The organism is Kocuria sp. KH4 (genome assembly GCF_053711175.1).
Map to the genome: position 1 here is coordinate 135,395 of NZ_JBSJYX010000001.1, position 23,630 is coordinate 159,024.

At 73.2% G+C, this 23,630-nt stretch carries 26 protein-coding genes, 1 tRNA gene and 1 pseudogene; 10 read left to right on the forward strand and 18 right to left on the reverse strand.

Annotated elements, in window-relative coordinates:
- Position 1 precedes the first annotated feature (1 nt).
- The 8 genes from ACWCOM_RS00690 to ACWCOM_RS00725 form a co-directional block, all read right to left on the reverse strand.
- Entirely contained in the window at positions 2-403 is a 402-nt protein-coding gene (locus ACWCOM_RS00690; RefSeq protein WP_454546810.1) for a hypothetical protein, read from the reverse strand.
- A gap of 136 nt (positions 404-539) precedes the next feature.
- Positions 540-1,337 (reverse strand): hypothetical protein, encoded by a 798-nt coding sequence (locus tag ACWCOM_RS00695; protein WP_454546811.1) that lies wholly within the window; start codon positions 1,335-1,337, stop codon positions 540-542.
- A gap of 20 nt (positions 1,338-1,357) precedes the next feature.
- Positions 1,358-1,564, reverse strand: a complete 207-nt coding sequence (locus ACWCOM_RS00700) for a hypothetical protein (protein WP_454546812.1) — start codon at positions 1,562-1,564, stop codon at positions 1,358-1,360.
- Positions 1,565-1,639: 75 nt separating this feature from the next.
- Positions 1,640-1,957, reverse strand: a complete 318-nt coding sequence (locus ACWCOM_RS00705; protein WP_454546813.1) for a hypothetical protein — start codon at positions 1,955-1,957, stop codon at positions 1,640-1,642.
- A gap of 199 nt (positions 1,958-2,156) precedes the next feature.
- Positions 2,157-2,654: a hypothetical protein gene (locus ACWCOM_RS00710; protein WP_454546814.1), complete on the reverse strand. Its 498-nt coding sequence runs from the start codon at positions 2,652-2,654 to the stop codon at positions 2,157-2,159.
- Positions 2,651-3,022, reverse strand: a complete 372-nt coding sequence (locus ACWCOM_RS00715; protein WP_454546815.1) for a hypothetical protein — start codon at positions 3,020-3,022, stop codon at positions 2,651-2,653. The genes ACWCOM_RS00710 and ACWCOM_RS00715 overlap by 4 nt, the downstream gene beginning before the upstream one ends.
- Positions 3,023-3,653: 631 nt before the next feature.
- A complete protein-coding gene (locus ACWCOM_RS00720; RefSeq protein WP_454546816.1) occupies positions 3,654-4,313 on the reverse strand; it encodes a hypothetical protein in 660 nt (219 codons plus the stop codon).
- Between the two features lie 142 nt (positions 4,314-4,455).
- The gene (locus tag ACWCOM_RS00725; RefSeq protein WP_454546817.1) at positions 4,456-4,662 is read right to left on the reverse strand and encodes a helix-turn-helix transcriptional regulator; all 207 of its coding nucleotides are present in this window, start codon (positions 4,660-4,662) and stop codon (positions 4,456-4,458) included.
- Positions 4,663-4,760: 98 nt separating this feature from the next.
- Here ACWCOM_RS00725 and ACWCOM_RS00730 point away from each other — a divergent pair, with 98 nt between their 5' ends.
- From ACWCOM_RS00730 to ACWCOM_RS00740, 3 genes and pseudogenes are all read left to right on the forward strand, one after another.
- Complete coding sequence (locus ACWCOM_RS00730) at positions 4,761-5,471, forward strand: helix-turn-helix domain-containing protein (protein WP_454546818.1); 711 nt, start codon at positions 4,761-4,763, stop codon at positions 5,469-5,471.
- A gap of 44 nt (positions 5,472-5,515) precedes the next feature.
- Positions 5,516-5,656, forward strand: a pseudogene (locus ACWCOM_RS00735) (Arm DNA-binding domain-containing protein); the annotation flags it as partial.
- A gap of 30 nt (positions 5,657-5,686) precedes the next feature.
- Positions 5,687-6,778, forward strand: a complete 1,092-nt coding sequence (locus ACWCOM_RS00740; protein WP_454547079.1) for a tyrosine-type recombinase/integrase — start codon at positions 5,687-5,689, stop codon at positions 6,776-6,778.
- 121 nt (positions 6,779-6,899) lie between these two features.
- Here the strand turns inward: ACWCOM_RS00740 and ACWCOM_RS00745 are convergent.
- Positions 6,900-6,981: transfer RNA gene (locus ACWCOM_RS00745), tRNA-Tyr, on the reverse strand.
- Between the two features lie 87 nt (positions 6,982-7,068).
- On the reverse strand, positions 7,069-7,377 hold the full coding sequence (locus tag ACWCOM_RS00750; protein WP_454546819.1) for a hypothetical protein: 309 nt from the start codon (positions 7,375-7,377) through the stop codon (positions 7,069-7,071).
- Between the two features lie 139 nt (positions 7,378-7,516).
- Between ACWCOM_RS00750 and ACWCOM_RS00755 the strand changes: the two genes are divergently transcribed.
- Together ACWCOM_RS00755 and ACWCOM_RS00760 are read left to right on the forward strand one after the other, a co-directional pair.
- Positions 7,517-8,008 carry a YajQ family cyclic di-GMP-binding protein gene (locus ACWCOM_RS00755; RefSeq protein WP_454546820.1) on the forward strand — a complete coding sequence of 164 codons (492 nt, stop codon included), beginning with the start codon at positions 7,517-7,519 and terminating at the stop codon, positions 8,006-8,008.
- A 101-nt stretch (positions 8,009-8,109) separates the two neighbouring features.
- On the forward strand, positions 8,110-8,271 hold the full coding sequence (locus ACWCOM_RS00760) for a hypothetical protein (RefSeq protein ID WP_454546821.1): 162 nt from the start codon (positions 8,110-8,112) through the stop codon (positions 8,269-8,271).
- A gap of 119 nt (positions 8,272-8,390) precedes the next feature.
- Here ACWCOM_RS00760 and htpX read toward each other — a convergent pair whose 3' ends face one another.
- Both htpX and ACWCOM_RS00770 read right to left on the reverse strand, forming a co-directional pair.
- Positions 8,391-9,275 (reverse strand): zinc metalloprotease HtpX, encoded by an 885-nt coding sequence (gene htpX / locus ACWCOM_RS00765; protein WP_454546822.1) that lies wholly within the window; start codon positions 9,273-9,275, stop codon positions 8,391-8,393.
- Positions 9,276-9,468: 193 nt separating this feature from the next.
- Entirely contained in the window at positions 9,469-11,250 is a 1,782-nt protein-coding gene (locus ACWCOM_RS00770; protein WP_454546823.1) for a zf-HC2 domain-containing protein, read from the reverse strand.
- A gap of 287 nt (positions 11,251-11,537) precedes the next feature.
- Here ACWCOM_RS00770 and ACWCOM_RS00775 point away from each other — a divergent pair, with 287 nt between their 5' ends.
- Entirely contained in the window at positions 11,538-12,035 is a 498-nt protein-coding gene (locus ACWCOM_RS00775) for a Fur family transcriptional regulator (protein WP_454546824.1), read from the forward strand.
- A gap of 40 nt (positions 12,036-12,075) precedes the next feature.
- Here the strand turns inward: ACWCOM_RS00775 and ACWCOM_RS00780 are convergent, their stop codons facing one another.
- Positions 12,076-13,434: an SseB family protein gene (locus tag ACWCOM_RS00780; protein WP_454546825.1), complete on the reverse strand. Its 1,359-nt coding sequence runs from the start codon at positions 13,432-13,434 to the stop codon at positions 12,076-12,078.
- A gap of 224 nt (positions 13,435-13,658) precedes the next feature.
- On the opposite strand from ACWCOM_RS00780, the gene ACWCOM_RS00785 reads away from it, so the two are divergent.
- Both ACWCOM_RS00785 and rarD read left to right on the forward strand, forming a co-directional pair.
- Positions 13,659-14,900 carry a DUF6882 domain-containing protein gene (locus tag ACWCOM_RS00785; RefSeq protein ID WP_454546826.1) on the forward strand — a complete coding sequence of 414 codons (1,242 nt, stop codon included), beginning with the start codon at positions 13,659-13,661 and terminating at the stop codon, positions 14,898-14,900.
- A gap of 21 nt (positions 14,901-14,921) precedes the next feature.
- On the forward strand, positions 14,922-15,854 hold the full coding sequence (gene rarD, locus ACWCOM_RS00790; protein WP_454546827.1) for an EamA family transporter RarD: 933 nt from the start codon (positions 14,922-14,924) through the stop codon (positions 15,852-15,854).
- 97 nt (positions 15,855-15,951) lie between these two features.
- Here rarD and ACWCOM_RS00795 read toward each other — a convergent pair whose 3' ends face one another.
- From ACWCOM_RS00795 to ACWCOM_RS00815, 5 genes are all read right to left on the reverse strand, one after another.
- Positions 15,952-16,101 carry a methionine/alanine import family NSS transporter small subunit gene (locus ACWCOM_RS00795; protein ID WP_454546828.1) on the reverse strand — a complete coding sequence of 50 codons (150 nt, stop codon included), beginning with the start codon at positions 16,099-16,101 and terminating at the stop codon, positions 15,952-15,954.
- On the reverse strand, positions 16,098-17,852 hold the full coding sequence (locus ACWCOM_RS00800) for a sodium-dependent transporter (RefSeq protein WP_454546829.1): 1,755 nt from the start codon (positions 17,850-17,852) through the stop codon (positions 16,098-16,100). Before ACWCOM_RS00800 ends, ACWCOM_RS00795 begins: the two co-directional genes overlap by 4 nt.
- Before the next feature lie 92 nt (positions 17,853-17,944).
- Entirely contained in the window at positions 17,945-19,012 is a 1,068-nt protein-coding gene (locus ACWCOM_RS00805) for a polyprenyl synthetase family protein (RefSeq protein ID WP_454546830.1), read from the reverse strand.
- Positions 19,009-20,319: a geranylgeranyl reductase family protein gene (locus ACWCOM_RS00810; protein WP_454546831.1), complete on the reverse strand. Its 1,311-nt coding sequence runs from the start codon at positions 20,317-20,319 to the stop codon at positions 19,009-19,011. Before ACWCOM_RS00810 ends, ACWCOM_RS00805 begins: the two co-directional genes overlap by 4 nt.
- Positions 20,316-21,020, reverse strand: a complete 705-nt coding sequence (locus ACWCOM_RS00815) for a demethylmenaquinone methyltransferase (RefSeq protein ID WP_454546832.1) — start codon at positions 21,018-21,020, stop codon at positions 20,316-20,318. Before ACWCOM_RS00815 ends, ACWCOM_RS00810 begins: the two co-directional genes overlap by 4 nt.
- A 131-nt stretch (positions 21,021-21,151) precedes the next feature.
- Between ACWCOM_RS00815 and ACWCOM_RS00820 the strand changes: the two genes are divergently transcribed.
- Together ACWCOM_RS00820 and ACWCOM_RS00825 are read left to right on the forward strand one after the other, a co-directional pair.
- Positions 21,152-22,600: an isochorismate synthase gene (locus ACWCOM_RS00820; protein ID WP_454546833.1), complete on the forward strand. Its 1,449-nt coding sequence runs from the start codon at positions 21,152-21,154 to the stop codon at positions 22,598-22,600.
- A gap of 159 nt (positions 22,601-22,759) precedes the next feature.
- Entirely contained in the window at positions 22,760-23,590 is an 831-nt protein-coding gene (locus ACWCOM_RS00825; RefSeq protein ID WP_454546834.1) for an ABC transporter substrate-binding protein, read from the forward strand.
- The last annotated feature ends 40 nt before the right edge of the window (positions 23,591-23,630 follow it).

The following is a 23,630-nucleotide window of genomic DNA, read 5'->3' on the forward strand; positions in this document are numbered from 1 at the left end:
GTCAGGCTCCTGGGGTGTAAACGCCGCGGACCCCGTTGGAAGGCGGCAGGTCCTGGCCCTCGTCGTCGACGCCGAGCACGCCGAGGGTGGCGAGCAGCCGGGCCAGAGCGAGGCGCTGCTGGCGCTGCTCTCCGATGGCCGGGTGCAGGCGCGAGCCCTGGGAGCTGGGGATCATCAGCCCGTCGTTGTTGACGGCCTCCTCGAGGCCGGCGATGCGGTCGCGGACGCGGCAGGCCTCCTCGAGCACGGCGAGATCGTGGGCGGGGAAGTAGAACTCGGTGACGACGGAGCGCCACAGCTTCCGGCCGGCGCCGCCGAGGTGCGGTGGTGCCGGCGGGATGCGCTCGGTGCGGGAGGCCATCTCGGGATCTCCAATCTGGAAGGGCCGATCGGTGCGGGGCAAGGGCCCATCATTTGGGCGCCGGGGGGAAAAATGCGCCTATGCCCGGGGAGGCGCATCGGCCCCGGGGAGGGGGTCTCCCCCCAGGGGGCCGGCGCGCGCCGGGAGACGCCGCGCGCCGGCCGTGGTGGGCGTGGGATCAGCGGAACGTGAGGTTGTGCATGCCGATCTTGTGCATGTTCTCCTGCAGCTGCTTCTCGGTCAGCGGCTGCCGGGTGGCGGCCTTGGCGGACGCGGCGGCCTCGGTGGCCGTGAGCGGACCGACGTCCACTCCCAGGCGCACGGCCGTCCACAGCTGGTTGTCCGCCTTGGCCGCGGCCACCTGCTCGGCCTGCTCCGGATTCTCGAAGCGCATCACGCGGGCGTTGGTGGCGTGGGGCCCGGAGACGCTGGCGTAGTAGCGCAGCACGGTCAGGAACGCGCTGATCTGGTCGAAGCGCGCCGCCAGCCCGATGGCAGCATTCACCTGTCCCCATGCGGCCGCGGCCTCGGGGCCGGCCTGCAGGATGGACTGGGCGTCGGTGAGGTCCTCGGGCAGCGTCTCCCGGTGGGCGGTGAGCGGATCGCTGACACGCTCGGCGTACCAGGCCTGGCAGTTGCTGAGGAACTCCTCGAGGGTGTCCTGGTCACGGGTCAGGCGCCGGCCGATGGTGTCGATGATGGACTGGGACTGCTTGGTCCAGGTGTCGGCGGCGTAGGCCTTGGTCACGCGGGACGGGGCGGTGAGGACCTTCTGCGCTGCGGTGAGGTCGCCGTCGAAGGCCGCGTCGAGCAGGTCGTCGGTGATGTTCTCTGCCTCCTCGCGCAGCTTGCCGGCAGCGTCGTTGAGCTGCTTCACGACGGCTCGGGCCTGGGCGTAGCGCTCCAGGCTGGCGCCACGGGGGATGTCGAGGCGCTTGGACAGGGACAGGATCTGGTCGAGTGCGATGGTTTCCATCGTGGGGTGTGTCCTTTCGGTCAGGCGCTGGGAGCGCCGGGGTTGGTGGTGGCCTCGTCGGGGATGAGGCCAAGGACGCGGGCCGCGGCGGCCTGCTCCTCGTCGTAACCGTGGTTGGTCACGGTGGGCTCAAAGCCCAGTAGCTGGAGGGCTGCTCGCTGGCGGGCAGTCTGCTCCTCGGCGCTGGGCGGGTTCTCCAAATCCGAGATGCCGGAAGCGTTGATCATGGGTGGTTCCTCTCTGTGTGTCCGGCGGCGAGCGCCGCCGGGTTGGGGTGGTGAGCATCTCCTCGGCTTGGGCGCTCATGCTCTGCGGCCTCCCTTGCGGCCCTGATCCTGGCGGGAAGCCCGCGAGCGCTTGTAGGCACGCACGAGGTCCTCGGGCAGGGCCCGATGGGCGCGGGCGCGTTCTAGCTGAGCTACGGCATCCCGTAAGGGTTCGGTGGCCATCAGACGGCCGTAAGCGTTGTAGCGGCCGGCGTCGCCGAGCTCGGCCTCCCACACAGCCGAGAGCTTGCCGAGGGTGCGAATTGCCGCGTCAATCTCGGAGACGGTGAGCATCTGCTCAAGCGGGTCCGGGGCGGTGGCCGGCTGGATTCGGGCGGGTTCCTGATAGGTCATCGGTTGTCCTCAGTGGTCGGGGCTCGGCGGGTGATCGCCCAGCCGTCCGGACGATGGGTCAGATGCGGCCGGCACACCGGGCACGGGGCCGGGTGGTCCTCGTCCCCGATCCAGCCGCGGCGGCAGCGGTGAACGGTCCTGGGCTCGGGAAGGATGCTCAGGCCGAGGTCGGTGCGGTCGCGCTCGGGGCGGGCGGTCATCACGACGGCCGCTGATCGACGTGGCCCGCGAGCGCCCGTGTCCGTTCCTGGGCGCCTTGAGCATGCAGGGTGTCCCAGCGGGCCGGGTCCACCTGGCGGAGATCTCCGGGACGTTCCACCGGCCCGGGAGCACTCACCAGCGCTCGCGGCCCAGTGGTGAGGGGCCGGCCTGCGAGCTCACGGGGACGGTGGCCGGCGAGGACGTCGGCGGCGCAGCACCTGCAGGCGCGTGCGGTTTCCTCGGGGTGGTCTGGGCACATCTCCTCGCGGAAGCGGCCGGAGGCGATCAGGGAGCGTACGGCGGCCGCGATGGTGGCCGGTGCAACCTCCCGGGGGTGGTTGCGCTCAAGGAACCACAAGCAGCCGGCTTTCACTGCACGGCCGTCGAAGTTCCGCAGTGCGTAGGCCCACGTCTCCTCGGCGTCCTCGCCCAGCTCGATCCAGACGCCGTTGGCCTTGAGGAAGCGCAGCAGCGCGGGCATCTCGTCGCGTCTCATCGTTCGGGCTCCCATCCGGCGCCGGGGCGCAGGCCCTTGCGGCGCTCGTAGTCGGCGATCTCCTGTTGGCGGCGGGACAGTCCGGGTCCGCCTCCGGGGTGCAGATGGCCTTCGAGGACCTGAGCGACGGTCTGCTTGGTCACGGCGCGGCCACCGCGCCACAGCGAAGCGATGGCGGCTTCCACGGCATCAGGGGTGGCCGCCTTCTTCTCGATGGCCCACTTCGCGATGCCCTGCATGCCCATGAAGTTCAAGGCCCCGTCGGTGCCGTCGTAGGCAGCCTTGGCGACGACCGCCCATGGCTTGGGATCCAGGTCCACGGCGGGCAGTAAATCGAGGGCGTCGGTCTGCCCGTCGAGTCGGCTCACGCTGACGTCGGTTCGCGCGTCCGCGACAGCGACGCCACTGGGGTTATCTTTTTGGGTTGTTCCCGTAGGGAACTGGGGTTGTGTGACACAGCTGTCACCCCCTGCGACCTGATTTGTCACCCCCTGTTGACCCGTTTTGTCACGGTGACAATCTGTCACCGTGACACCCGTGTCACCCCCTGGTCGTGGCACAGGCCCCCCTGTGGAGACACCCGGCAGACGGTAAATGGTGGTCCCCCCGTACTGACGGGCTACCCCCTCCCGGACGAGTTGGCCGGACTCCTCCAGGACCCGCAGCGAGCGCCGGACGGTGCGCACGGACACTCGCGCCATGTCGGCGATAGTGGCGGCAGACTGGCACGAGCGCTCGCCAGCCGCATTCGCGGCGTCTGCCACGGCGAGCAGCACAAGCAGGTCGTTCCCAGCGGCAGTGGAGTGTTCCCATGCCCACGTCGTGGCTTGAACGCTCACCCCTCCCCCTTCCCCATGCACCTCGCGCAAATCCGCATGACCACGCGGAGTGCAGTTCCCACAAGGCCTAGGTACACCGGTGTCAACGGGCCAGTGATGGCCCCGCAGCTGTCGCACTCCATGGCCGCGTTCTCAATGAGTTCGTGACCCGTAGATGCGCTCATTCGTTGATCTCCTCTCGGCGCCGGGGCCGCCCCGTGTGCTGTGGCGCGTGGATGTCCTCTCCGCGGTGCCATGCGGCCACGGTGTCGTCCATCCGTCGCTTGGCCTTCGCGTTCTCGCGCAGCACCCGCTCGAGGGCGCCCTGCAGGGTGCGAGCGCTGGCCGGTTCGAGGTACAGGCTGTGGTCGATGCTGTAGTTGAAGCCGTCCTCGGGGTGCCAGGTGGTGCTGACGGGCCCGTAGGCGGGGAACTCGAAGTCGAGCAGCGTGCCGTCCACGTCGCGGTCCGGGATGGTGAGGTCGGTCGGGGCGATGCGCTCGCGGCGGCCGTGTAGCTCGGCCACGATGCCCGCGGCGATGCGGTGGCCGGCGGCGCGGGCGGCGGCCAGGGCCGCGGCGAGCTGGCCCAGCAGCTCCTGGGCCGCTTCGGGGGTGAGCTCGCAGGGGCCGCCCTCGATTTCATAGCGGAAGCCCTCGTCGTAGGCCCATGTCGAGGACACGGGGCCGGCGTGCTCGGCGTCGGCGTAGAGCAGTACGCCTTCGTCGTAGTGGGGGGCCCAGTTGGCCGGGATGAAGATCGGGCATCGGCCGCCTTGGTCCTTGTTGCAGACGTCGGCGGAGCGGGGCGTAGGGGTGGGGGTGGCAGTATCGTTGCTCATGGCTGGGTATGCCTTTCGAACGTGCAGCGTGCGGGGGGTGTGCTGAGTCGAGAGAGCGGTTCCGCGCAGTTTGGAGACAGGGCGGGGCCGCTTTTCTCGTGCCTGAGGGGATGGGCACGAGGTGGCGTAGTGGTGAATGAGCTCAGGCAGCGGGGGCCTCATCTGCGTCGACTCCTCGCAGGTAGGCATCAAGGTCATGGCGGCTGATCCGAATGGCCTTGCCGAGGCGGAGGACACGCACGGGGAACTGTCCCTCCTCGATCAGGCGGTAGCCCAGCGACCTGCCGATGCCGAGAGCTGTGAACGCCTCAGCTGCGCTAAGCGTCTGTGGCGTGAGCTGTGTACTCATCGTTGCTCCTATCGCGTTTCCGTATCTCAATGTTGCATGTGTGAGGAAAGCGTAGCACCAAACGACAAACAGCGATATGGCACATGTACAGTTGGCATATGACGCCAGAGACCCAAGATTCCTGGGCGGATACCGCCATCGGTCACACAATCCGCCGTGCCCGCGAAGCCCGTGGATTGGAGCAATCGCAGCTCTCGGATCTGCTCCGCGATGAGGGAGTGAACTGGTCACAAGGGACGATCTCTCGCGTCGAGCAGGGCAAGCGTCCCGTTCGGCTTACAGAAGCGGGCGCCGTGGCGGGAGTTCTCGGGCTACTAGTCGATGAGCTAGTGCCATACCGTGGTGTTTCCATCGGCCGTGAGCTTCAAGCGCTATTGCGCCACGGGGAGAGGCTTCAGCGCCGGTGGGAGGAGTGGCATGCAGAGCTGGCCGAGAAGTCAGAGCAAGTCGCCATATACACGCTGTTCAACTACCTGCAGAAGAACCCCGAGTTGCGTGCGATCGTCAACGGCACATGCTTGGACTTGGCTACGTCCACGAAAAACCGCGTTCAGGACATGCCAGCTGCTATGGCCTTCCTGGCGATCCTCGAGGAACTCCTGCCGGACTTTCAGGAGCGTGACGACCTCCCAGACCTGTTGCCTTCCGATGAGCACACCGCGGTGTTCGTCTCCCCTGCTGCGGCACAGGCTTGGGAAGCGCTCTGCGGTGTGTTCTCCCGGTCGTTCCCCAACGTGGAGTTCGGCAAAGAGCCTCTGCGGCGTGGCGAGCGCATCACGGTGAGCTATCCGGACGGTGAGCCGGCGTGAGCGGGCGGGTGTTCAAGCGGTGCTCGTGCGCGGCCGCGGAGCTAGTGAACCCTGAGACGGGGCGCCGGCGGGCGTGCAAGCGCCGGCATGGGTCCTGGGCATTCACTTTGGACGTCGGGCCGGACCCATCGACAGGGAAGCGCCGGCAGCTGTCCCGGTCCGGGTTCGCGACGGCCCGTCAGGCGGAGGAAGCCCTGGGCGCTGAGGCGCGGCGCGTGGCCGAGGGCTCGTGGACGGATGACCAGAGCATGACGGTGGGCACGTGGCTGGACCGGTGGCTTGAGCGGAAGCAGGCGAACGGGTTGCGGCCGGCCACGGTGCGCATCTACCGGCAGCACGTCGAGGACTACTTGAAGCCCCATCTGGGGCACCGGAAGCTGCGGGACCTGCGCCCGGGGCACGTGTCGGACCTGTTGCAGACGTTGCTCACGGCGCCGGGCGCGAACGGGCGCACTCTCTCCCCCACCACGGTCACGCGCGTGCACGCGTGCCTGCGCTCGGCCCTCGCCACGGCGGTGAAGATGCGCCTGGTGTCCTACAACGCGGCCCGCGACGTGGAGCTACCGAAGGTGCAGCGAGCACGGGTGAAGCCGTGGCAGCCATATGAGCTCGGCGCCTTCCTGGACGGCTTGCAGGGGCATCGGCTGGCGGCGCTATTCGAGGTGATCGCCGGGACTGGTCTGCGGCGCGGCGAGGCGCTGGGCCTGCGCTGGGAGGACGTGGACCTGGCCCGGGGTGTGCTGACGGTGCGGCAGCAGCTCACGGAGCGCTCAGGGGTGGTGGAGGTCTGCCGGTCGTGCGGGGCAGTGCACAAGGGGCTGCGGTTCGCGGTGCCGAAGACGGACAGCGGCGAGCACCGGCGCGTCGAGCTGGACCAGCTGACGGCGGGCGTGTTGCTGGGGCATCAGCTGGCGCAGGCCGGCGAGCGCGAGCAGTGGGGCCAGGCGTATGCCGAGCACGGCCTGGTGTTCGCTCAGGAGGACGGGAATCCCTTGCGGCCGCACGGCGTGGATAGGCTCTTTCACCGGCTGACGGATCAGGTGCAGGTGCCGGCGGATCCGGAGAGGCCGGACGGGCCGAAGGTGCGGCTACGCCGCGTGCGCCTGCATGACTTGCGGCATGGGCAGGCGTCGTTGATGCTCGCGGCCGGTGTGGACATGCACGTGATCTCTAAGCGCCTGGGGCACTCCCGGTCCTCGTTCACGGCCGATACTTACGCTCACATGCTCGACGGGGTGGGCCGGGAGGCGGCCGAGCGGGCGGCCGCGATGATCCCCCGGCGGGCCCGCGCTGAGGCGGCCTCGTGAGCAGATCGGGAACCGATGTGAGCAGATTGTGAGCAGATCGGCGCTCACAGAAGGCGGCTCCGGACACGAGAAAACCCCGCCTGCCCTGTTTTCGCAGGTCAGGCGGGGTTTTTACTTGCTGTGGCAGATGAGGGATTCGAACCCCCGTAGGCAATGCCAGCTGATTTACAGTCAGCCCCCTTTGGCCGCTCGGGTAATCTGCCGGGGTGCTGCCCCCGCGTGCGGGAGCAGTTCAACAGTACAGAAGATCGGGCGGGATGCGAAATTGCCCGGCGCCCGTCCCGGCGGGCTCAGAGCGCGATCCGGTGGTGGACCTGCTGGAGGAAGCGTTCGGCCTGCTGGGTGGTGATCTCCCCGTGGGTGACGGCCTCCGCGAGGTCCTCGGCGATCCCGGTCAGCCGCTCCGCCGCCTCGGGGCCGAGCGCCGCGGGGGCCGCGGTGACCGTGCTCCCCGGGGCGGTGTCCGGGTCGGCCGCCGCCGGGCCGAGCCCGACGCCCATCAGCAGCGCGGCCGCCAGCACGGTCGCCGCCACGGCGGTCCCGCGCAGGCTCCGAGCCGGACCGGGCACCACGTCGTCGGGGTCCTGGGGTGTGCTCATGCCGCCATCCTGCGAGGCCGACCTGGACGGATCCTTGGGCGCAGGTCACGAAACGGTGACGGGAACCGCCCGTTAGACTGGCGCCCAGTCCGGCGGGACGCACGTCGCCCGCCCCGCAGCTCACAGTCCGGGAGGCACAATGGCCAGCGATTCCTCGTTCGACGTCGTCAGCAAGGTGGACAAGCAGGAGGTGTCCAACGCCCTGAACCAGGCGCAGAAGGAGATCGCCCAGCGCTACGACTTCAAGGGCGTGGGGGCGGAGATCGACTTCTCCGGCGAGAAGATCCTCATGAAGGCGAACTCCGAGGAACGGGTCGCCGCGGTGCTCGACGTCTTCCAGTCGAAGCTCGTCAAGCGCGGCATCTCCCTGAAGTCCCTCGACGCCGGAGAGCCCTTCGCCTCCGGCAAGGAGTACCGGATCGAGGCCTCCGTGAAGGAGGGCATCGCCCAGGACCAGGCGAAGAAGATCACCAAGCTCATCCGCGACGAGGGCCCCAAGGGCGTGAAGGCCACCATCCAGGGCGACGAGCTGAGGGTGTCCTCCAAGTCCCGCGACGACCTGCAGGACGTGATCGCCCTGCTCAAGGGCTCCGACCTCGAGGTCGACCTGCAGTTCATCAACTACCGCTGAAGTACCGGCGCCGCCCGGCGCCCGCGGAGGGGCCGCACGACGTCGGACGGCGACGTCGCCGCGTCTGGTCGGCGGCTCCGGTACGCGGTTATCGTCGGTGCATGATGACCGCGCACCGGCTCGAGGAGATCCGCAGCTTCCACGCCGCGCTGTCGACGAGGTACCGGGCGGATCCCGCCGCGATCAACGCCCTGGAGCGCCACGCCGTGCTCAGCATGATGGCCGAGCTGCTCGAGCACGCCGAGCAGACGCTGGAGCGGTGACGAGGACGCCCCGCCTGCAGCACGGCAGGCGGGGCGTTCTCGTGCCCGGCGTGGGCCCCGGGCGCCCGTCCGGGAGCGCGGGCCGCACGACCGCGCCGGCCCCGGATGGAACGCGCGGCTCAGCGGCGGCCCAGCCCGGCCATGCCCTCGAGCCGGGCCACCCGGTCGGCCGTCGGCGGGTGAGTGCGGAACAGGCTGGACGCCCCGCCGCCCCGGAACGGGTTGGCGATCATCAGGTGCGAGGTGTTGACGAGCTTCTGGTCCGCCGCGCTGAGCGGCCGCGCGCTCGTGCCCGCCTCGATCTTGCGCAGGGCGGAGGCCAGGGCCAGCGGGTCGCCCGTGAGCCGGGCGCCGTCCTGGTCCGCGTCGTACTCGCGGGTCCGGGAGACGGCGAGCTGGATGATCGTGGCGGCCAGGGGGGCGAGGAAGGCCAGCAGCAGCCCGACCAGCGGGTTGCCGCGCTCGCCGTCCCGGCCGCCGCCGAAGATGGCCGTGAACTGCAGGAACTGGGCCGCGGAGGTGATGATGCCGGCGACCGCCGCGGCGATCGAGGACGTGAGGATGTCGCGGTTGTAGACGTGCATCAGCTCGTGGCCCAGCACGCCGCGCAGCTCCCGCTCGTCGAGCAGCTGCAGGATGCCCTCGGTCACGCACACGGCCGCGTTCTCGGGGTTGCGTCCCGTCGCGAAGGCGTTGGGGCTCATCGTGGGGGCGATGTAGAGCCGCGGCATCGGCTGGTTCGCCCGCCGGGACAGCTCCCGCACCATCCGGTGGTACCCCGGGGCCTGCTGCTCCGTGACGGGAATGGCGCGCATGGACCGCAGCGCGAGCTTGTCGCTGTTCCAGTAGCTGTAGGCGGTCGAGGCCAGGCCGATGAGGGCGAAGAGCCAGATGAAGGCGCTGCTGCCCGTGCCGCCGGCCACCACCCATCCGATCGCGAGCAGCACCCCCCACAGGCCGCCGAGCAGCAGGACGGTCTTCAGTCCGTTGTGGTGCTGGTGCATCGTGGGCGCGACTCCTTCTGGCGGGGCGTGGACTACTGCTCATGACAACGGCCTCCGGGGCCGCCCTCTTCCCTCCCCGCCGTGCGCACGGCGAGTTCCCAGCCGATTCCGAGCATCGCCCGGTCGGTCCTGCCTCGTCCGCGGGCCCCGGGGCCGAGGACTCCCGGGACCGGCGGCGCGGGAGCGCCCCGGCTCAGGCGCTCGGCACCGGGCCGGGCGTGCCGTCGCCGGGCGCAGGGTCCGTGGCGGGTGCGGTGGTCGACCCGTCCGGGACCGGCGGACCCGGCTCGGCCGCCGGCGGCGTGCCGGGATCGCCGGCGGCCGGGAGGCTCGGCGACGGGGCGCCGGGCGGTGGCGTCGGATCGGGGCTCGGCGGCTCCGGCGATGAGCCGTCCGCAGGCGTCGTCGGCGACCCGTCCGGAGGCGTCGTCGGCGGGACACCGGGCGACTGCACCGGAGCGGGGTTCGGCGACTCGGCCGGGCCGCCGCCGGGCCGGTCCCGGACCGGCGGTCCGTCCGAGCCGCCCGGAGCCGGGGCGGGATCGCCCGGGGGCGCGGAGGTCCCGCCGCTCCCTCCGCCCGTCACGGCACCGTCCGAGCCGCTCCGTCCGTCCGAAACGGCACCGTCCGAGCCGCTCCGCCCGCCGGCGGTACTGCCGTTGTCCGACGTGCCGCGGTTCTCCGGGGCGCTGCCGTCGTCCGACGTGCCGCGGCTGCCTGCGGCGCTGCGGCTGTCCGGTGCACCTCCCCCCGCCGGCACGTCCGGATCGACGCGCTCCGTCGCCGCGCCGCCCGCGCTCCCGGGAGTCACGGTCCGGTCGCCCTCGCCGGCCGGTGCCGCCGGCCCGGCGTCCGCGGCCGCCCCGCGCGCCGTCCCGTTCGAGCCGCGGGCCGTGCTCCGGGCGGCCGCGGCGGCCTCCGTCAACGGGCCCGGCGAGGGATCGACGACGGGCAGGGACGGCACGCCGGCCCCGGAGGCGCCGGATCCGCCCGCGGGCGCCCGGCCGTCCCCGTCCTCGGCGGCGGACGTCGGCGCGGCGCCGCTCGGGGCGCCCGCACCCGCGCCCCCGCTGTCGGCGGCCCGGGTCGTCCCGTCGCCGGGTCCGCCCGGTCCCGTCACCGCGAGACCGGCGAGCGTGGCGGCCGCCGCGAGCGCGCCCGCGCCCAGCAGAACCTTCCGGCCCCTCCGTGCGGTGCCGACGGCGGCCAGGGACCCTCCGGCGAGGTCCGCCCCGGGCGCTGCGGCCGGGCGCTCCGCCCCGGTCCGGCCGGCCGTGCGCACGATCTCGCCGAGCTCCGCCACGGCGTCCCCCCACAGGGGCACCCCGGCGAGGACCGGCAGCACCCAGCCGCGCAGGCTGGCCTCGGTGTCCTGCAGGTACAGGAGGTCGGCGGTGCAGCGCGGGCACTCGTCCAGGTGCGTCTGCAGCTCGCGCCGCCGCGGTCCGGGCAGGGCTCCGTCGACCAGGGCCCCGAGCCGGCCGGCGCACTCGTCGCAGGCGGACGTGCGGGGCTGCTCCAGTCGGAGCCGCCGGTAGGCGGCCCGGAGCCCGGCCCGCGCCTCGAGGTGCAGCGCGGTCGTGGCGGCGGAGCTGAGACCGAGGACCGCGGCGGTCCGCTCCAGCGACAGCCCCTCCACCTCGGTGTGCCACAGCACGGCCTGCCAGGACGGGGGCAGCCCCAGGTAGACGCGGGACACGGCCTCCGCGGAGCGCGGCGGCTCCGCCCCGGCCCGGCCCACGACGCCGACCAGCCGGGCGCGGAGGAAGGCCTCCGGCGCCGCGCCGTCGGGCAGGTCCGCGACGACCTGGTCCACCGCGGTGCCGGCCAGCTGCTCCGCGTCGGGGCGGCTGGGGGTGTGGAGGCGGGCCAGGGCCACGGCCGTGGGCCAGTGCCGGTCCCTGAGGTCCTGGAACGCGTGGGGCTCTCCGGCCCGCACGGCGGCGAGCAGCTCCTCGTCGGTGGTGCGCGTCATGGGTCTCCGTCGCTCTCGGGAGGGGGCGGCTGCAGGCGGTGCGGGCGAGCCGGACGTCCTCCCGTGACGCCCGGCCCCCTGCCCGGACGGTGACGGCGCGCGGCCGAGACGTGCGCCTGCCGCTGCGGATCCCCCGATCCCCCGCCCCCATGCTAGGCGCGCGGCCGGACGGGGGCACGGCGCCCGCGTCACGCCGCCTTTTCGTTCGTCACACGGGCCGGGGGCCGGCGGGCCCGGACGCCGTCCGCACTATTGTGAGTTCATCGTGATAACGCTACGGTGGGGGCATGCAGACAACGGAACGCCCCGCCCCGGACGCCGGCCGCTCCGCCGCGTGGTCGGACCGGCTGCGCTCCCACGGCCGCCGCGTCACCAAGCAGCGGCTGGCCGTCCTCGACGCGGTGGAGCGCCGCCCGCACTCCACCGCGGAGGACGTCGTCGCCGAGGTCCGCACGGTGCTGCCCGCCATCACCGTGCAGTCCGTCTACGTGGTGCTCTCGGACCTCACCGCGGTCGGCATGCTGCGCAAGTTCGAGCCGCCGGCCTCACCGGCCCTCTACGAGACCCGCACCGGGGACAACCACCACCACGCCTACTGCGTGCGCTGCGGGGCGGTCGTCGACGTCGACTGCGCCGTCGGGCACGCTCCCTGTCTCACGCCCTCGGAGCACCACGGCATGCGCCTGCTGGCCGCCGACGTGGTCTACCAGGGCATCTGCGCCGACTGCCTGGCCGCCGCACCGGCACCGCTGTCCGACGCCGACCGGACAGCGCCGACCAGATAGCGCCGGCCGGACGGCGCCGGCTGAACGACGGCCCCCGGGCTCAGCCCTCCTCCGTGCCCGCCGTCTCCGCGTCCTGCGTCTCCACGAGAGCCAGCAGCTCCCGGAGCTGCTCGGCGGTCAAGGTCGCCACGGGCGGGTGCGCGTTGATGCACACCTTCGCCGCCCCGGAGTCCAGGGCGAAGCGCAGCGCCTGGCGCGACGGCGCCGAGCGCACCTCCAGGGCCGGGTCCAGGGCGGCGACCTCCGCCGCGGAGGTGAACAGAAGCAGGGTGTCGGGGACCGCGCCCTCCTCCTGCGGCTTGGCGTAGACCGGGACGGCCCGCTCCCCCTGCACGCGGGCGCCGAGCAGCAGCACCCCGTCCGGGGCCAGCAGCCCCGCGAGCAGCTGGGACATGTTGTTCTCGAGCATCGCCGCCTTGACCACGTCGTTGTGCGGCGCGCGCACGGCCCACTGGATCTGCGGCCGGCTGATCCGGCAGCCCCGGTGGGCGGGGTCGATGACCAGGTGGTCGTGCTGGGGGTCGTCCACCAGCATCCCCAGGACCTTCAGGGCCGACTCGCGCAGGAGCACGGGCCGGCCCCCGTCCGGGTGGTGCCGGTCGAACATGGCCTGCGCCTCGGCGGCCGACGTGTAGGCGGCCAGCGACCGGGTGCCGTCCGGCTCCGTGAGGGTCTGGACGCGCAGGGTCGAGCCGGGCCCCACGGCCTGCCCGCCGGGGCCCTCCACCAGCGTGCTCGAGGTGACGTCGAGCAGCAGGGATCCGGCCATGCACTGGCGGATGACCTCGATCATCGCCCTGTTGTCGGGGGCCTCCACGAACCGGTCGATCGCCGCCCGCACCAGCGGGTGGACCACCCCCTCGCGGTCCGGCTCCTGCTCGGCGCCCGGGTCAAGGGCCGGCAGCTCGACGCCCTCCCGCGCGGCGAGCTCGGCCGCCCACCCCGGGATCCGGGCCCGGGTGCGCGGGAAGCCCCGGAGGTGCTCCAGCACGTCCTGCGCCGTCCAGGGCCCCTCGGCGCCCCACGGCCGCGGCTCGCCGTCGAGGTCGTAGGTCCCGCCGATCCGGTGGGTGGGCTCGGGCCAGCCCTCCGCGAGGATCACCACGGTCGCGGTGATCCAGGTCCCGCGGCCCGGCACGTAGGAGCGTTCCCGCAGCTGCTCGACCGCCGGGATGACGGCGCTGTCCTCCTTGATGGGGCCCACCGTGCCGGGCACCACCTCCTGGCCGCGCTGCTCGCGCACGCGCAGGTGGACGCGACCGCCCTGGAACCTGAGGTCCACGAGCATCCGGTCCCATCCCGGCTCCGTGCGCAGCACCGAGAGGACCCAGGTGCCGATGGTGTTCAGCAGCTCCTGCCGGCCCGGTCCGGCGGGCGGGGTGGCGGGGGTCTGGCTCATGCGGTGGCTCGTTCCCGGCCCGCGCGGGGCCTGCTCGGGTCGTGGTGGTCCCACCGGGCGGCCACGGGCAGGACGCGGCGCCGCGGAGCCCGGAGGCTGCGCGCTCCAGCCTACCGAAGGCCCCCGGCCGCACTCCTGCACGGCGGCGCGGGCGGGCGCCCGGGTGCCCGGCGGAGGCCCCGCCGTGACGCTCCCGCGCCCGGGATGGTTGCTAGCCTGGACGCATGACGAAAACGCTGCAGGATCTGATCGACGAGTCGATCTTCATCTCCACCGAGTACCAGGCCAGGCTGGCCGAGCTGACCCAGGGCGCCGAGTGGGACGTCGACTTCTCCGCCCCGGCGTTCACCCTGCAGACCGACCCGCCCGTGAGCCTCACCCCGTACCTGCTGGGCACCGAGTCCGCCTCGCGCGGGACCTGGATCTGGTCGTGGCAGGAGCTGGGCCACTTCCCGGACACCGTGGTCTCCGCCGCGGTCCAGGCGCGGGAGGCCGGCCGGCGCCTGGGCGTGGAGGAGCTGTCCACCGACGAGCTGCCCGCGGCGGACGGGCTCGCCCGCCGGCTGACGCTCGCGGCCAAGGCCGTGACCGGTGTCTACGCCCACTACCCCGCCGGCGCCGGCGGGGGCGTCACCGCGTGGCTGCTGCTGGAGGGTCCCGAGTTCGAGCTGCCCGAGCTCACCGTGGAGCGGATGATGCGGGTCATCGCCGAGGCGCTGACCACCGACACCGCGGTGGACCACAACCTCGCGGTGGACTCCTACGCCAAGCTGCGCGGCGCGCACATCGAGTGGGACACCGAGGCCACATGCGTGGTCACCGTCGCGGACGGCGCCCAGCGCTTCTGGTTCGACGACCACCAGATCTCCGGCGTCGAGCCCGCCGAGCCCACCGTCGGCCCCGACGTGCTCGCGGACCTCGCCGCGGACGCCCGGGCCCGGGCCGTGACCCTGCGCGAGGACCGGGCCGCCGCCGAGAGCGCGGCCGCCCGCGAGGCGAGCCGGCCGCAGGCCGAGGCGGCCCCGGCACCCGCCGACGCCCGGCCGGAGCAGCCCGAGCCGCTGGAGGTCCCCGACTTCGTGGAGACGGAGCACGTGGCCGCGGAGCACGCGGCGCCGGTGCGCGAGACCGGTCGGCCCCGGGAGACCGCGGAGCCCGTCGCGGCCGCCGCGGACGGCGATCTGCCCTTCGACCAGGAGCCCTCGGACCGGGACGTGCGCCCAGGCCGGGTGAGCACCACGGTGGTGCCCGAGCCCGCGCGCCCCGCCGCGGAGGAGATCCCCGAGCCGGTCGTCGAGCCGGCCCCGGAGCCCGCCCCCGAGCGCGAGGTGCGGCGGGAGGTCGTGGCCGGTCCCGGTGTCCCGGGCAGCGCCGAGGCCGAGCCCGTGGTGGAGGGCGAGGAGCCGGCCGAGGAGGAGCAGGGCGAGCGGAAGAAGGGCTTCTTCAGCCGATTCTTCGGCCTCTGAGCCCGGGCGTTACGCTCGAGCGTGACCGCATACAACACCACGCCCGGCCCGGATCCCGACGAGCGGTCGAGGACCCGGGCCGGTCTGCTGGCCGGCTTCGGCGCCTACGGCATCTGGGGGCTGCTGCCCCTCTACTTCGTCGTCCTGGACCCGGCCGCGCCCCTGGAGATCGTGGCGCTGCGCGTGCTCTTCTCCCTGGTGTTCTGCCTGGCGCTGCTCGCGCTGACCCGGCGGCTGGGCGCGCTGGGCCGGGCGCTGCGCACCCCGCGCACCCTGGCCGCGCTCGCCCTCGCGGGCCTGCTCATCGGGGTCAACTGGTTCCTCTACGTGCTCGCGACGACCACGGGGCACACCATCGAGGCCTCCCTGGGGTACTTCATCAACCCGATCGTGGCCATCCTGCTCGGCGTGGTCGTGCTGCAGGAGCGGATGCGGCGGCTGCAGTGGGCGGCCGTCGGGGTGGGGTTCATCGCCGTCGCGGTGATGGCCGTCTTCTACGGCAGCGTGCCGTGGCTGTCCCTCGGCCTGGCCTTCTCCTTCGGCCTCTACGGGCTGGTCAAGAACCGGGTGGGCGCCTCGTTCCCCGCCGTGGTCACCCTCACGGTGGAGACCCTGGCCCTGACCCCCGTGGCCGCGGTCGTCGTGGCGGTGCTGGCGGCGGACGGCGCGCTGACCCTCGGCACGGAGGGCGCGGGGCACGCCGCGCTGCTGCTGGCCGCCGGGGGCATCACGGCCGTGCCCCTGATCCTCTTCGGCGCCGCGGCGAGCCGGCTCCCGCTGTCCACCGTGGGGATGATCCAGTACATGACGCCGATCATGCAGTTCCTGCTGGCGGTGCTCGTGCTCGGCGAGCGGATGCCGCTGGAGCGCTGGGTCGGCTTCTGCTTCGTGTGGCTCGCCGTCCTCCTGCTCGTGCTCGACGCCGTGCGCGCGCCGCGGGCGCGGCGGGCCTGAGCCCGCACCTGCGGGCCGCGCGGACGCGAGAGGGCCCCCGGCGCCGTGCGGCGCCGGGGGCCCTCGTGTTGTCCGGGCCTGGGGCCCGGAAGGACGCTCAGGTGGTGCGGGGGTAATCCTCCGCGCCGAAGCCCTGGTCGTCGTCGGTCTCCTCCGGCACGCTGCGCAGGTGCAGGACCGCCGCGACGAAGCCGCCCCACACGGTGAGCACGGCGACGACGAGCATGACGATGGCGGAAGCGGTCATCGGGGGTCCTCCTGGGATCCGGTCGTGCGGGTCGGGGTGTCGGAGCTCCACGGCGCCTGCCCGGCGGCCGCCGCGGGGGCCGCGCCGGTGCTCTCCCCTACGGTGCGGTAGGAGAAGTCCTGGTCCAGGGCCGGGGTGCGCAGGGCGGTGTCGGACCAGCGCGAGAGGTGGCCGTCCCCCTGGATCCGGTTGCGGTCCGTGAAGGCGTCCAGGATCGCCGGGGAGGGGCTGAGCTCGTTGGCCCGCGAGGCGGCCGGCCACGGCAGCTTCGACAGCACGTACGCGATCACGACGAGGCCGACGGCCATGCCCCAGCCGAAGGTGTTCACGAACCACGTGGGCATCTCGCCGTAGCCCTCCGCCACGGTCGTGGTGAGGGTGTCGATGAGGATGTAGCCCAGCACGATCGGGGTGATCCCGCCGGCCACGACCATCCACGTGCGGCCGAGCTTGAAGGAGGACACCGAGTTGAGGTGGTCCCGCAGCGTCGGCAGCGCGGAGAAGCCGGCGGTGAGGAGCATGACCGACACCAGGGCCGCGGCCACGATGCCGAACTGGTTGACGAAGTTGTCCGTGACGTCCAGCAGGTTCAGCCCCGTGGTGGTGGTGAACAGCCCCAGGGAGATGACCGCCATCGGCACGACCACCGCGACCACGGCGGTGCGGCGGCGCAGGCCGAGCTTGTCCTGCACGGCCGCCACGACCACCTCGGCGATCGAGACGAGGGACGTGAAGCCGGCGAACGTCAGCGAGGCGAAGAAGAGCACCCCGATGAGGGTCCCGAACGGGGCCTGCGAGATGATCGTGGGGAACGCGATGAACGCCAGGCCGATGCCGGAGGTCGCCACCTCGTCCACGGCCGTGCCCGACGCCGAGGCCATGAAGCCGAGGGCCGCGAACACCCCGATGCCGGCGAGGATCTCGAAGCTCGAGTTGCCGAAGCCCACCACGAGCCCGGAGCTGGTGAGGTCGGTCTTGGGCTTGAGGTAGGACGAGTAGGTGATCATGATGCCGAAGCCCACCGACAGCGAGAAGAAGATCTGGCCGTAGGCGGCGACCCACACCGCGCTGTCCCCCAGCGCCGCCCAGTTCGGGGTGAACAGGGCGTTGAGCCCGTCCGTGGCGCCGGGCAGGGTGAGGGAGATGACGACGATCACGAGGAACATCAGCACCAGCAGCGGGATGAGGACCAGGTTGACCTTCCCGATGCCGTTCTGCACGCCCAGGAGCAGCACCACGAGCAGCGCCAGCCACGCGACGCCGGTGGCGAGCAGCACGCTCGGCACGAAGTCGAAGCCGACGGTGACCTCCTCGGAGACCTGCAGGAAGTCGCCGGTGAAGAACGCCCCCGGGTCCGTGCCCCACGCCTTGTCGATCGAGAAGAACGTGTAGAGCATCGCCCAGCCGAGGATCACGGCGTAGTAGACGGCGATGACGAAGCTGATGCCCATCTGCCACCAGCCGATCCACTCGGTCTTGGGGTGCAGCCGGCGGTAGGCCAGCGGTGCCGAGGCGCGGAAGCGGTGGCCCACGCCGTACTCGAGCATCAGCAGCGGGATGCCGGCGGTGAGCAGCGCCACGAGATAGGGGACGATGAACGCGCCGCCGCCGTTCTCGTAGGCGATGTACGGAAACCGCCAGATGTTGCCCAGCCCGACGGCGGAGCCGATCGCGGCGAAGATGAAGACCGTGCGGCTGGAGAACGCCTCGCGGGGCGCGGCGGCACGGCCGGGTGGGGACTGAGGGGTCATGGTCGTCCTCGGATGGGAAGTGGTCTGTGAACGGCTACAGGCTAGTCCGTCCGACCGCCGCGACACACCGGGGGGCGCGGCACGTCCCGGGCTCAGGCCTCGCGGTGCACGACGGCGTGTGCGAACGCCACGAGCGCGCGCTTGGCCACCGAGTCCGGCAGCGGCCCGAGGGAGGCGATGGCCTCGTCGGCCCACCGGCGGGCGATCCGCCAGGCCTCGTCGGTGGCCCGGTGCCCGGAGACCGCGGCCACGGCCTCGGCCAGCGCCTCGTCGGACGCGAGGTCGCCCTCGAGGAGCTCGACGGCGCGCCGGGCCTCGGCGTCGCCCTCCCCCGCCATGCGGCGCAGGAGCAGCACCGGCAGGGTCGGCACGCCCTCCCGCAGGTCGGTGCCGGGGGACTTCCCGGAGACCTCGTCCTCGCCGGTCACGTCGATGACGTCGTCCGCGAGCTGGAAGGCGATGCCGACCTTCTCCCCGTACTCGACCATGACCTCCACGACCTCCTGCGGGGCGCCGGCCAGCACGGTGCCGAAGTGCCCGCAGGCGGCGATGAGGGAGCCGGTCTTGCCCGCGAGCACGTCGAGGTAGTGCTCCAGCGGGTCCTGCCCGTCGCGCGGGCCGACCGTCTCGTGCAGCTGGCCGAGCACGAGGCGCTCGAAGGTGTCCGCCTGGATCCGCAGGGCGCGCTGGCCGAGGTCGGAGACCATGGAGGAGGCGCGGGCGAAGATGAGGTCCCCGGTGAGGATCGCCACCGAGTTGCCCCACACCGTCTGGGCGGTGGCCACACCGCGGCGCAGGGGCGCGGAGTCCATGACGTCGTCGTGGTAGAGGGTGGCGAGGTGGGTGAGCTCGACCACCGCGGCGGCCTCGAGCACGGCGTCGTTGACGCCGCCGCCGATCTCCCCGGCCAGCACGGTGAGCAGCGGGCGCACCCGCTTGCCGCCGGCCTGGAGCAGGTGGCGGGAGGTGACGTCGGCGAGGTGGTCGGCGCTGCGCACCGCCTCGTCGAGGCGCTCCTCGATCCGGGTGAGCGCCTGCAGCACGACCGGACCCAGCCGGTCGTCGGTCGCGATGAGGTCGAAGCCGGCCGGCAGCTTCACCTGATCGGTGCCGAGACCCGTGGAGGGGCCGCCGGCGCTCGAGGAGGAGGATTCAGTCACGGTCCACCACTGTAGCGAGTTTTCGGGGGGCGGGTGTTGTCCGTGGGGGGCGTCAGGGCGTCCAGCAGGGCGATCACGCGGTCCTCCCACGCGGCGGCCGGGCGGTCGGAGAGCTCCGTCATCACCCGCACCACGAAGCGCATCAGGGCGGGCACCGCCATGCCGGTGCGCACGGCCGCCTTCATCACGGCGGGGCTGCCGATCAGCTGGGCGAGGACGCGGCCCTGCGTGAAGTGGGCGCCCCACTCCTGCCGCACCCGGCCGGGGTAGCCGGCGAGCGCGCGCTCGCGCTGGGCCGGGCCGTTGGCGGCCGCCGCCGCCACGACGTGCTCGGCGGCGTAGCGGGCGGACTCCATCGCGTTGGAGATGCCCTCGCCGTTGAACGGGGAGACAAGGCCGGCGGCGTCGCCGAGCAGGAGCATCCCCGGGACGTGGTGCGGGGTGCGGTTGAAGGCCATGGGCAGGGCCGCCCCCAGCACGCGGCCGCGGCGGTGCTCCTCGTCGAAGGTCCACTCGGCGGGCATGGACGCGGTCCAGCCGGCGAGGACCTTCCGGTAGTCGAGGGCGCCGAACGCCGGGGAGGTGTCCAGGATGCCGAGCCCCACGTTGGCCGTGCCGTCCCCGACGCCGAAGACCCAGCCGTAGCCGGGCAGCAGCGCCCGGCGCGGGTCGTGGCCGTCGGTGAGCTCCAACCAGCCCTCCATCCAGTCCAGGTCCGAGCGGGGGGACTCGTAGTAGGCGCGCACCGCCACGCCCATGGGGCGGTCGTCGCGCTTGTGCAGCCCGGCCGACACGGCGGCCCGGGCGGAGTTGCCGTCGGCGGCGAGCACGACGTCGGCGTGGTACTCCTCGGTCTCACCGGTGCGCCGCCCGGCGTCGTCGAGGACGTTGGCCCGGGCGCCGACGACCCGCCCGGTGCCGTCGCGCAGCACCTCGGTGACGGAGCGGCGCTCGAGCACCCGCGCCCCGGCGGCCCGGGCGTGCTCGGCGAGCTGCTGGTCGAAGCCGGTGCGGGTGCGCACGAGCCCGTAGCCGGGGAAGTCGCCGAGCTCCGGCCAGGGCACCTCGACGGTGCGCCGGCGGGCGACCAGGCGCAGGCCCCGGTTGCGGGCGTAGCCCAGCTCCGGCCCGTGCGGCAGGTCCATGAGCTGCATCTCCCGCACGGCCCGCGGGGTCAGCCCGTCGCCGCAGACCTTCTCCCGGGGGTAGGCCGTCTTCTCCAGGACCGTGGCGCGGATCCCGTGCGCCGCGAGCCAGTACCCGGCGGTGGCCCCCGCCGGGCCGCCGCCGAGGACGAGGGCCCTCATCGGGCCGGGGCGGGCTTCACGGCCCGGTGCACGGCCACGATGCCGCCGGTGAGGTTGCGGTACTGCACGCCCTCCCAGCCGGCCTCCAGGATCTGCGCGGCGAGCTCCTCCTGGTCCGGCCACGCCGCGATGGACTCGGCGAGGTACTGGTAGGCCGCGGGGTTGGAGGAGGTGCGCGCGGCGATCCCGGGCAGCGCCTTCATGAGGTACTCGGTGTAGACGGTGCGCAGCGGGGCGAGGGTGGGGGTGGAGAACTCGCAGATCACCAGCCGCCCGCCCGGGCGGGTGACGCGCAGCATCTCGGCCAGCGCTCGGCGGTGGCCCTGGATGTTGCGCAGGCCGAAGGAGATCGTCACGGCGTCGAAGGAGGCGTCCGCGAACGGCAGCTGTGTGGCGTCGGCCTGCACGAACTCGATGTCGGGGCGACGGGCGCGGCCCACCTCCAGCATCCCGAGCGAGAGGTCCGCGGCCACGACGTCCACGCCGGCGTCGGCGTAGGGCTCCGACGAGGTGCCGGTCCCGGCGGCGAGGTCGAGCACCCGCTCCCCCGGCACCGCCGCGACGGCCTCCGCGACGACCCTGCGCCACCCGCGGGCCCGGCCCAGGGAGAGGATGTCGTTGACGAGGTCGTAGCGCGGCGCCACGTCGTCGAACATGGCGGAGACTTCGTGCGGCTGCTTGGACAGGTCTGCTCGGTTCACCCGGTCATTGTCGCACCTCCCTCCGACCCCCCGGCCCGCCCCGGGGGCGCCGCGGAGCGCCCGCGCCCGGCGGTCCGGGCCCCGCGGGAACGGGCCGGGGCTGTCGGCCGCGCGGCTTAGACTGGGGGGCGATGTCCTCCACCGACCCCGCCACCGCTCCCCCGGTCCCCGTGCTGCACGCCCTCACCGTCCCCCTGTCCGCCCTCGGCGCGGACCCCGGGGACGCCCCGGACCTGCGGGAGCTGCTGGACGGGCCCGACCTGCTCGCCTGGACCGTGGACGGGCGCGGCCTCGTGGCCCACGGCCGGGTCGCCGAGCACACCGTGCGCGGGCCGGACCGCTTCACCGCCGCGCGCGTGTGGTGGGACGACGTGGTCGCCGCCGCCGTGGTCGAGGACCGGGTGGGCGTCCCGGGCACCGGGCTCACCGCCTTCGGCGCGTTCGCCTTCGCCCCGGCCTCCGGGGCCGACTCCGGGCTCGTGGTGCCGGAGCTGCTCGTGGGCCGCCGCGACGACCTGGCCTGGGCCAGCCTCGTGGTGGCCGTCGCGCCCGGCACGCCCTTCGCGCTGGGCGCCGACGACGTGGCCGCGGCCTGGCTGCGCCGCTTCGGCGCCGCCTCCGGCCGCCCGCCGGCCGCCGGGGACGGCCCGGCGGCGGTGCCCGCCGACGTCCGGCTCTCCCCCGGCACCCTGGGCGAGCACGAGTGGACCGGGGCCGTGCGCGACGGCGTGGACCTCATCCGCGCGGGCCGGCTGGAGAAGCTGGTGCTGGCGCGCGACGTGGTGGCCCGCACCGACGAGCCGCTCGACCCGGTGGCCGTGGTCCGGGACCTCGCCCACCGCTACGACCAGTGCTGGACGTACTGCGTGGGCCTCGGCGGGGGCGCCGCGGGCCGGCTGATGGGGGCGACCCCCGAGATGCTCGTGCAGGTGCTCGACGGAGCGGCCCACGCCCGCGTGCTCGCGGGCACCCTGGACCGGGACGCGGCCCCGGCGGACGAGGACCCCCACGAGTACGCCGCCCGGGTGCTCGGGGAGTCCGAGAAGCAGCAGCACGAGCACAGCTTCGCGATCGACTCCCTCGTGGCGTCGCTGGCGCCCTACACGGACGCGGTGACCACCTCCCCCGAGCCGTTCATCCTGGAGCTGCCCAACGTGTGGCACCTGGCCTCCGACGTCACCGCGGCGCTGCGCCCGGGCCCGGCCGGGGACCCGCCCTCCGCCCTGGAGCTGGCCGAGGCGCTGCACCCGACCGCCGCGGTCTGCGGGACGCCCACCGCCGTGGCGGCGGCCACCATCCCGGAGCTGGAGCAGATGGACCGGGGTCTGTACGCCGGTCCGGTCGGCTGGCTGGACGCCGCCGGCAACGGGGACTGGGGCATCGCCCTGCGCGGCGCGGTGCAGGAGGACGAGCGCACCGTGCGGCTCTACGCGGGGTGCGGCATCGTGGCCGCCTCCGACCCGGAGGCCGAGCTCGCCGAGACCTGGGCGAAGCTGCGGCCCATGCTCCAGGCCCTCGGGCGGCGCGCCGACGGCGCCCCCGAGCGGCTCGTGCCCGCCCCCGGGCTCTCCGCCCGCTGAGCCCGGCGGGCGCGGGCCGCGGCGTCGGCGCGCCCGGATGCCCGGATCGCACCGTATCCTTGTGTCCCGAACGCAGTCGGGGGTGACCACCCCGTAGAGCCGGCTCCTCGCGCGGCCCGACCGCGCCGTCGACCACCGCTCCCACCGGAGGAACCGCCCATGCCCCGTCCGCCCCGCCGCCGCGCCGCCGGCCTCCTGTCCGTCGCCGCCGCCCTCGCCCTCACGGCCTGCTCCGGAGGCTCCTCCGAGGACACCGCCGCCGAGCCCGCGACCCCGGTGGACGGCGGGTCGGCCGCCGTGGCCCTGGTGGAGCCCGGCTTCCTCACCGTGTGCTCGGAGTCCAACTACCCGCCGTTCGAGATGGAGCAGGGCGGGGAGATGGTCGGCCTCGACATGGACCTGGGCCGGGAGATCGCCGCCGACCTCGGGGTGGAGATGAAGAACGTCACGCTCGCCTTCGAGTCCATCCAGTCCGGCGCCGCCCTCGACACCGACCAGTGCGACGTGGCGATCTCCGCGCTGTCCATCACCGAGGAACGACGGACGGTGATGGACTTCTCCGACCCCTACTACGACAACGAGGTCGGCCTCGTGACCGACGGGGAGGACGGCGTCGACTCGATCGACGCCGCCCGCGAGGAGCAGGTGCGCGTGGGCGTCATGCAGGGCACCGTCGGGGAGACCCAGGCCCGGGAGCTCGGCCTCGACGCCGTCCAGTTCGAGGACGCCACCACGCTGTTCACCGCGCTCAGCACCGGCACCGTGGACGCGGTGCTCGACGACGTCACCGCGATCGCCGAGCACGCCCAGGACGACCCGGACTTCGTGGTCCAGGAGACCGCGGACCTCGACGACCAGCTGGGCGTGGCCGTCCAGAAGGGCGACGCCGCGATGCTGCAGGCCGTCGACGCCACCCTGGACCGCATCGAGGAGGACGGCACGCTCGAGCAGATCGTCGAGCAGTGGATCCCCGTCCAGGAGAAGGACTGACCGAAGGACCGGTGCCCCGCACCCGGGGCGCCGGCTCCGC